This is a genomic window from Komagataeibacter melaceti, from assembly GCF_003403295.1.
In the GTDB taxonomy this organism is placed as follows: domain Bacteria; phylum Pseudomonadota; class Alphaproteobacteria; order Acetobacterales; family Acetobacteraceae; genus Komagataeibacter; species Komagataeibacter melaceti.
Genome location: NZ_QUWV01000047.1, coordinates 21,063 through 27,420, shown reverse-complemented (window position 1 = coordinate 27,420; position 6,358 = coordinate 21,063). Strand labels below are relative to the sequence as shown.

Sequence of the window (6,358 nt, the reverse complement as noted above, 5' to 3'; positions counted from 1 at the left end):
ATGCGGTGTGGCCTGGGCGGGCGGGGCGGGTGTCTGTCCCGACAGTTCGACCATGATGCGCGGAATGAGCCGGTAGAGCGGTGATGAAACGATAAAGCGGTCCCGGTCCGGCCATTCCGGGCTGGCGGGGTCGAAACGCAGGAAGCGACTCCACAGCACCGCGCAGAACCCGGCCATGACGCGCGCCTGCAGCGCATGGCGGGCATCGGGTTCATGGATGTCGATGGCATGGCGGATTGCCGTGGCCACCCGTTCAGGCATGCCCGGGGGCGGTGGCCCGGCCTCGGTCCGGGGTGGGGGAAACTGGTCTTCTGGCATTCAGCGTTGTCCATGTGCGCGGCAGGATCGGCGGGCGCCGCAGCCCATGACTACCGTCGCGCGCCCCCGGTCGCAATATTGCACCCGGCCAGCCCCTATGCCGGGCGGGGGGGATACTGTATCGGTTGGGAATCATGTCCGCCCTGTCACGCCCTTCTGTCCGCCGTGCCGCCCTGGCCGCCGTCATGTGCCTGCCGGTGCTGGCGGGGTGCGAACTGGTCAGCCAGAAAACCTTTGACCGCCATGCGGGCGACCCGCCGGTGCTGCCCGAAACCCCGCCGCCGCCCGTGCCCGGCAGCGACCGACCCGCCCTTGTGACCATCGTGGCGGGTACGCCCGATGCGCAGTGGAAGCCCGCGGTCAGGGCTGCGGTGGCGGATGCGCTGTCACGCCGGCCCAATGCGCTGTTTACCGTGGTGGTGGAGGTGCCTTCCGGCCCCGATGGCGCGGAACCGGACATGCGCCACGCCGTGGATGCGGATGGCCAGCCCGTGTTGCAGGCGGTCATGGACGCGGGCGCGGGCAGCGCCCAGACGGAACTGGACGCCCGCAGCGTCTCCGCCACAAGCGCAACCCAGATCTGCGTTTACGTGCAGTAGCCCAATGCGGTTTTGCAATTACCGCCGCCATCATGCCATAAAGGGTACCGCAATGGTGGTTAACCGCCAGCAATAGCGCTGCGCGCTTTCCGCCGCAGCGCCCCGGCATGGGCCACCCGGACGGTGACCGTAGTGAACAAGGCCCCGGAATACAGCAAGCCGGGATGTGCATGGAGAAAAGCAGCAGTGTCCAGTAAGCATGTGGATGGACATCCGTTCTTCCGGTTCTGCCGGACGGCGCTGGAGGGCATCCGCGCACAGGGGCGGTACCGGCAGTTTACGCCACTGGCGCGTCAGGCGGAGCGTTACCCCCTGTATGACCAGCCGGAAACCGTCGCCACCCCCTCGACCCCGGCCTGCCCGCAGGATCGGGAGGTCGTGGTCTGGTCCTCCAACGACTATCTTGGCATGGGCGTCGAACCCGCCGTGGTCGAGGCCGCCATCCAGGCAATCCATGAACACGGCGCGGGCGCGGGCGGCACGCGCAACATCGCGGGCACCAGCCCCGTGCACACCGCCATCGAGGCCGAACTGGCCGACCTGCATGGCAAGGAAGCGGGCCTGCTGTTCGTGTCCGGCTACGTGTCCAACCAGGCCACGCTCCAGACGATCCTGAGCTCCATGCCCGGCTGGATCTGTTTTTCCGACCGGCTGAACCATGCCTCCATGATCGCGGGCATCAAGGGCGCGCGCGGCTCCAGCACCGTCATTTTCGAACATAACGACCTGGCCGACCTTGAGGCCAAGCTGGCCGCCGCCCCCAAGGACGCGCCCAAGCTCATCGCGTTCGAGAGCGTGTATTCCATGGATGGCGATGTGTCGGACATCGCGGGCACCTGCGCGCTGGCGCGCAAATACGGCGCCATGACCTATCTGGATGAAGTGCACGCCGTGGGCCTTTATGGCGATGAAGGCGGCGGTGTATCCCAGCGCGACGGCGTGGCCGATCAGGTCGATATCATCGAGGGCACGCTGGCCAAGGGCTTTGGCGTGCATGGCGGCTACATCACCGCGTCGAGCGATATCGTGGAATACCTGCGGCTTTCGGCCTCGGGCTTCATCTTCACCACATCGCTGCCGCCTGCCGTGGTGGCGGCGGCGCTGGCCAGCGTGCGGCTGGTGCGCAAGGACGGCTGGCGGCGTGAGCGCATGTTCGAGCGCGTCAACACCTTCCGTGAGAAGCTGCGCAAGGCCAATGTGCCCTTTACCATGACGCCGAGCCACATCGTCCCGATTCCGGTGGGCGACGCCAAGCGCTGCCGCGAACTGAGCGACCGGCTGCTCAGCGATTACAATATCTACGCTACACCCATCAATTACCCCACCGTGCCGCGCGGGACCGAGCGCCTGCGCCTGACGCCGGGGCCGTTCCATACGGATGCGATGATGGATGACATGGTGACCGCGCTGACCCACCTGCTGCGCCTGAACGACCTCAAGGCCGAGCCGGTGTCCGCCATGGCCTGATGGCCTCCGCCCCCGGCCATAACTGGTGGGGGCGGGCCGGTCAGCGGCTTTGTCAGGAGCCGCCTGAAAAGAAGCTTCTGGTGAAGCTGTTTTCAGAAAACCTCAGGCAGGCCGCCTTTGTAAAAAAGGCGGCACCCGAAAACTTTTCCTGTTTTATTGACGATTCTGGGCGATGGCCTTTTTCAGGGCATCGTAATCCACCGCGCCGGGAATGATCTGGCGGGCGTTGAATACGAAAGTGGGCGTGCCATCCAGCCCGATGGCGCGCGCAAGCTCAAGGTTCGCCTCCAGTATGGCGGTCACCTTCTGGCTGTTCATGTCGGTGGCCAGACGGGTTGCGTTCAGGCCGGACTGGGTGGCCAGCGTGCGCATGCGCTCGACCGTGGGCGCGGTGGAATCATTCATGACCGCGCGCTGCATGCGGAAATAGGCGTCCTGCCCGCCCTGGAGGAACGCCGCCACCAGCGCCTGTGAGGCGATGAGGCTGCCCTGACCCAGAACTGGGATGACCTTCTCGATAATCCGCAGGTCCGTATCTTCATGCGTCAGGCGGTCGAGGTCGGGCAGCACCTTACGGCAGTAGGGGCAGCGCGGGTCATAGAATTCCACCACCGTCGCATGGGCTGTGGCTGAACCAAGCACGCCGTCATTCGCTGCCGGCGCCAGCAGTTCGGCGCGGTGGCTGTCCAGCGCGGTGCGCGCGGCGTTCTGCTGGGCGGCATTGGCCGAGTTGCGCAGCGCGGCAATGGCGTCGGACAGGATGGTGGGGTCCGTCTTCAGCGCCTCGCGCACGATCCCCACGATTTCCTGCCGCTGGGCGGGGGTGAAGCTGCTGGCCGCCTCCGTATCGGCGGCGTAGGCGGGGGGGAGTGCAACCGGCCCGGCCATGGCGCCCATCACCCCGGCGGCCAGCACGGCGTGCAGCAGGCGTGGACGGGACCGGCGTGGGGAAATGAAGGTCACGGGCTTGCTCCGTTGTCATGTCGGGATAGGGTGTCTGTAAAGGATCGGGCACGGGAAAGGAATGGCCATGCAGGCCACAGGGGCCGCAGCCTGTTGCCGGGTGGCCATAAGGCCGCTAAGTCGTGAAGGGTCTGTCATGCGCACGCATAGGTCGTGTACGGGCAGCCATGAACAAAGCCGACCTGCCCCATGGAGAAGCGTGCGTGCCTGAGCATTCGATCAAACCTCTTGTCCGTCGGTATATGCGTACGGCGGTTACGGCTGTTCTGGCCATTTCGGTCGCGGGGTGTTCGCTGCATCGCTATTCTCCGGTGCGGCTGGTATCGCATATGTTCGGGCCATCTCCCGGCCCGCTGATTGGTATGGTCTCGGCCGATGAGCCGGAGGCCACACTGGTCGGGCGTGACATCCTCCAGCGCGGGGGGAACGCGGCGGACGCGGCTACGGCCATGGGCATGGCGCTGTCGGTCACGCTGCCCTCACGCGCGTCGCTGGGGGCGGGCGGGGCGTGCCTGGCCTACAGGCCGGGTGACCAGAATGGCGGCCGGGCCTTCATGTTCATGCCTGTTGCGGGCACGGTCACTGGCCCCGGCATGCCGCGCGCGGACCGTCCGGCCTCGGTACCGATGCTGGCGCGCGGGCTTTATCTCATGCACCTGCAATATGGTTCGGCGGCGTTCTCGGAACTGCTGCCCGATGCGATCACGCTGGCGGCGAACGGCATCAATGTCAGCCGCCAGTTGGCCACCGACCTTGCGGCCGTGCAGGTGCCCCTGCTGGCCGATGCGGGCATACGCGCCGTGTTCAGCCGGTCGGACGGCAAGGCGCTGGCCGAGGGCGATGCGCTGGTGCAGACGCACCTGTCCGGCGCGCTGGACCAGATTCGCAGCATGGGTGTTGGCGACCTGTATAACGGCGCGCTGGGGCAGTCCTTTGTCGCGGGCAGTCAGGCGGCGGGCGGTGGCCTGCAGATGACCGACCTGCGCGGGGCAATCCCGACCGAAAGCCAGCCGCTGGTCATCAACAGTGGTGAAACGCAGGTCGCGTTCCTGCCGCCGCCCGCCGATGGGGGGCTGGGCAGCGCCGTGGCGTTCCGTGCCGCCTCCACATCTGACGCGACACAGCGCGCGCAGGCCAGTGTTGCCGCGTGGCGCGCCCAGAATGGCAGCCATACGGGCAGTGCATCCGATGACCTGACCCGCCGCGCGCAGGCCGCCGTCAATGCCGGTGGCGGGACGACAGGGGGGCTTCTGCCCGCGCTCCCGGCCTCGACCTCGTTCACGGTGGTTGATCATGGCGGCATGGCGGTGGCCTGTAGCCTGAGCATGGACAACCTGTTCGGCACGGGGCGCATGGCGGGCAATACCGGCATCATCCTCGGTGCGTCGCCCGCACGTGTGCCGCAACCGTTGCTGACGGCGGCCGTTGCCAGTCAGGGCCGTGCCTTCCGCGCCGCTGTTGCCGGTTCGGGCCAGAATGACGCCGCCGCCGCCGTGGGCATTGCAATGCGCCAGATCATGGCCGGGCAGACACCCGATGCCCACCCGGTCACGACGCAGGGCCGTGTCAACGCCGTATCCTGCCCGCACGGACTGCCGGGGGACCCGTCAACCTGTGTGGCCGCAACCGATCCGCGCGGGGCGGGGCTGGCGCTGGGGCCGCGCTAGGCGCGCGGTTCTCCCGCACCGGAGTATGATTGATGGAAAGCACTGGGCGGGGCATTGTAAATGGTCCCGTTTTGTTCCATATTGACCGATATGACGCATCGCCCCTGTAATCGGGCGGCGCGGGGCAGGATGCCCGTTCTCGGTTTCATCTCCTCAAGCATCAGGTAGGCAGGCTATGGCACAGGCTCCGGGTATAGATAAAAGCAAGGCCCTGGAAGGGGCCTTGAGCCAGATCGAGCGGGCGTTCGGCAAGGGTTCGATCATGCGCATGGGGGAACGGCCCACACAGGAAGTGGCCGTAATCTCGACCGGCTCGCTGGGGCTGGATATTGCGCTGGGCATTGGCGGCCTGCCGCGTGGCCGCATTGTCGAGATTTATGGCCCTGAAAGCTCGGGCAAGACCACGCTTGCGCTGCACGCCATTGCCGAGGCCCAGCGCAAGGGTGGCACCTGCGCCTTCATCGATGCCGAACACGCACTGGACCCCGGCTACGCCCGCAAGCTTGGCGTGGATGTGGACAACCTGCTGATCAGCCAGCCCGATGCCGGTGAGCAGGCGCTTGAAATTGCCGATACGCTGGTCCGTTCCGGCGCGATTGACGTGCTGGTGGTCGATAGCGTGGCCGCCCTCGTGCCGCGCGCGGAACTGGAGGGCGACATGGGCGACAGCCATGTCGGCCTGCATGCGCGCCTGATGAGCCAGGCGCTGCGCAAGCTGACCGGCTCGGTCTCGCGCTCCAACACCATGATGATCTTCCTCAACCAGATCCGCCTCAAGATCGGCGTGATGTTCGGCAGCCCGGAAACGACGACAGGCGGCAACGCGCTGAAGTTCTATGCCTCCGTGCGCATGGACATCCGCCGCATCGGCTCGATCAAGGACAAGGACGAGGTCACGGGCAACCAGACGCGCGTCAAGGTGGTCAAGAACAAGATGGCCCCGCCTTTCCGCCAGGTTGAATTTGACATCATGTATGGCGAAGGGATCAGCAAGGTTGGTGAACTGATCGACCTGGGCGTGAAGGCGGGCATTGTCGAGAAATCCGGCGCATGGTTCTCCTGTGACAGCCAGCGCATCGGGCAGGGGCGTGAGAACGCCAAGCAGTACCTGCGCGACCACCCGGAAATGGCGGCCGATATCGAACGCCGCGTGCGTGAGCAGGCGGGTGTTGTGGCGGAAGCCATGCTGGTGGATGATACGGGCGAGGAAGACGGCGAGGGCTGAACGCCCCCCTTGCCGGGGCCGTGGGGGTAGGCTGGCGTTTTTCCCCTACGGGCCATGCCTGTTTTTTCAGGGCGGGATAGGATGGGGTAAGGCTGCTGAAAATGAGACCGCGTCTTGCA

Annotated in this window: 5 protein-coding genes and 1 pseudogene; 4 read left to right on the top strand and 2 right to left on the bottom strand. The window is 66.2% G+C overall.

What is annotated here, in order from left to right; all coding sequences use genetic code 11:
- Positions 1–318, bottom strand: a pseudogene (locus DY926_RS06460) (transketolase-like TK C-terminal-containing protein); the annotation flags it as partial.
- A gap of 134 nt (positions 319–452) precedes the next feature.
- Here DY926_RS06460 and DY926_RS06455 point away from each other — a divergent pair.
- Both DY926_RS06455 and hemA read left to right on the top strand, forming a co-directional pair.
- Positions 453–917 (top strand): hypothetical protein, encoded by a 465-nt coding sequence (locus tag DY926_RS06455; protein WP_241503089.1) that lies wholly within the window; start codon positions 453–455, stop codon positions 915–917.
- Between the two features lie 186 nt (positions 918–1,103).
- Positions 1,104–2,384: a 5-aminolevulinate synthase gene (gene hemA, locus DY926_RS06450; RefSeq protein WP_186336099.1), complete on the top strand. Its 1,281-nt coding sequence runs from the start codon at positions 1,104–1,106 to the stop codon at positions 2,382–2,384.
- A 153-nt stretch (positions 2,385–2,537) separates the two neighbouring features.
- On the opposite strand, the gene DY926_RS06445 is transcribed toward hemA, so the two are convergent.
- Positions 2,538–3,347, bottom strand: a complete 810-nt coding sequence (locus DY926_RS06445; protein WP_116702630.1) for a DsbA family protein — start codon at positions 3,345–3,347, stop codon at positions 2,538–2,540.
- 242 nt (positions 3,348–3,589) lie between these two features.
- On the opposite strand from DY926_RS06445, the gene DY926_RS06440 reads away from it, so the two are divergent.
- Both DY926_RS06440 and recA read left to right on the top strand, forming a co-directional pair.
- Positions 3,590–5,014, top strand: coding sequence for a gamma-glutamyltransferase (locus DY926_RS06440; protein WP_116702629.1), 1,425 nt, complete (start codon positions 3,590–3,592; stop codon positions 5,012–5,014).
- A 175-nt stretch (positions 5,015–5,189) separates the two neighbouring features.
- Positions 5,190–6,239 carry a recombinase RecA gene (gene recA / locus DY926_RS06435; RefSeq protein WP_116702628.1) on the top strand — a complete coding sequence of 350 codons (1,050 nt, stop codon included), beginning with the start codon at positions 5,190–5,192 and terminating at the stop codon, positions 6,237–6,239.
- Positions 6,240–6,358 lie beyond the last annotated feature (119 nt).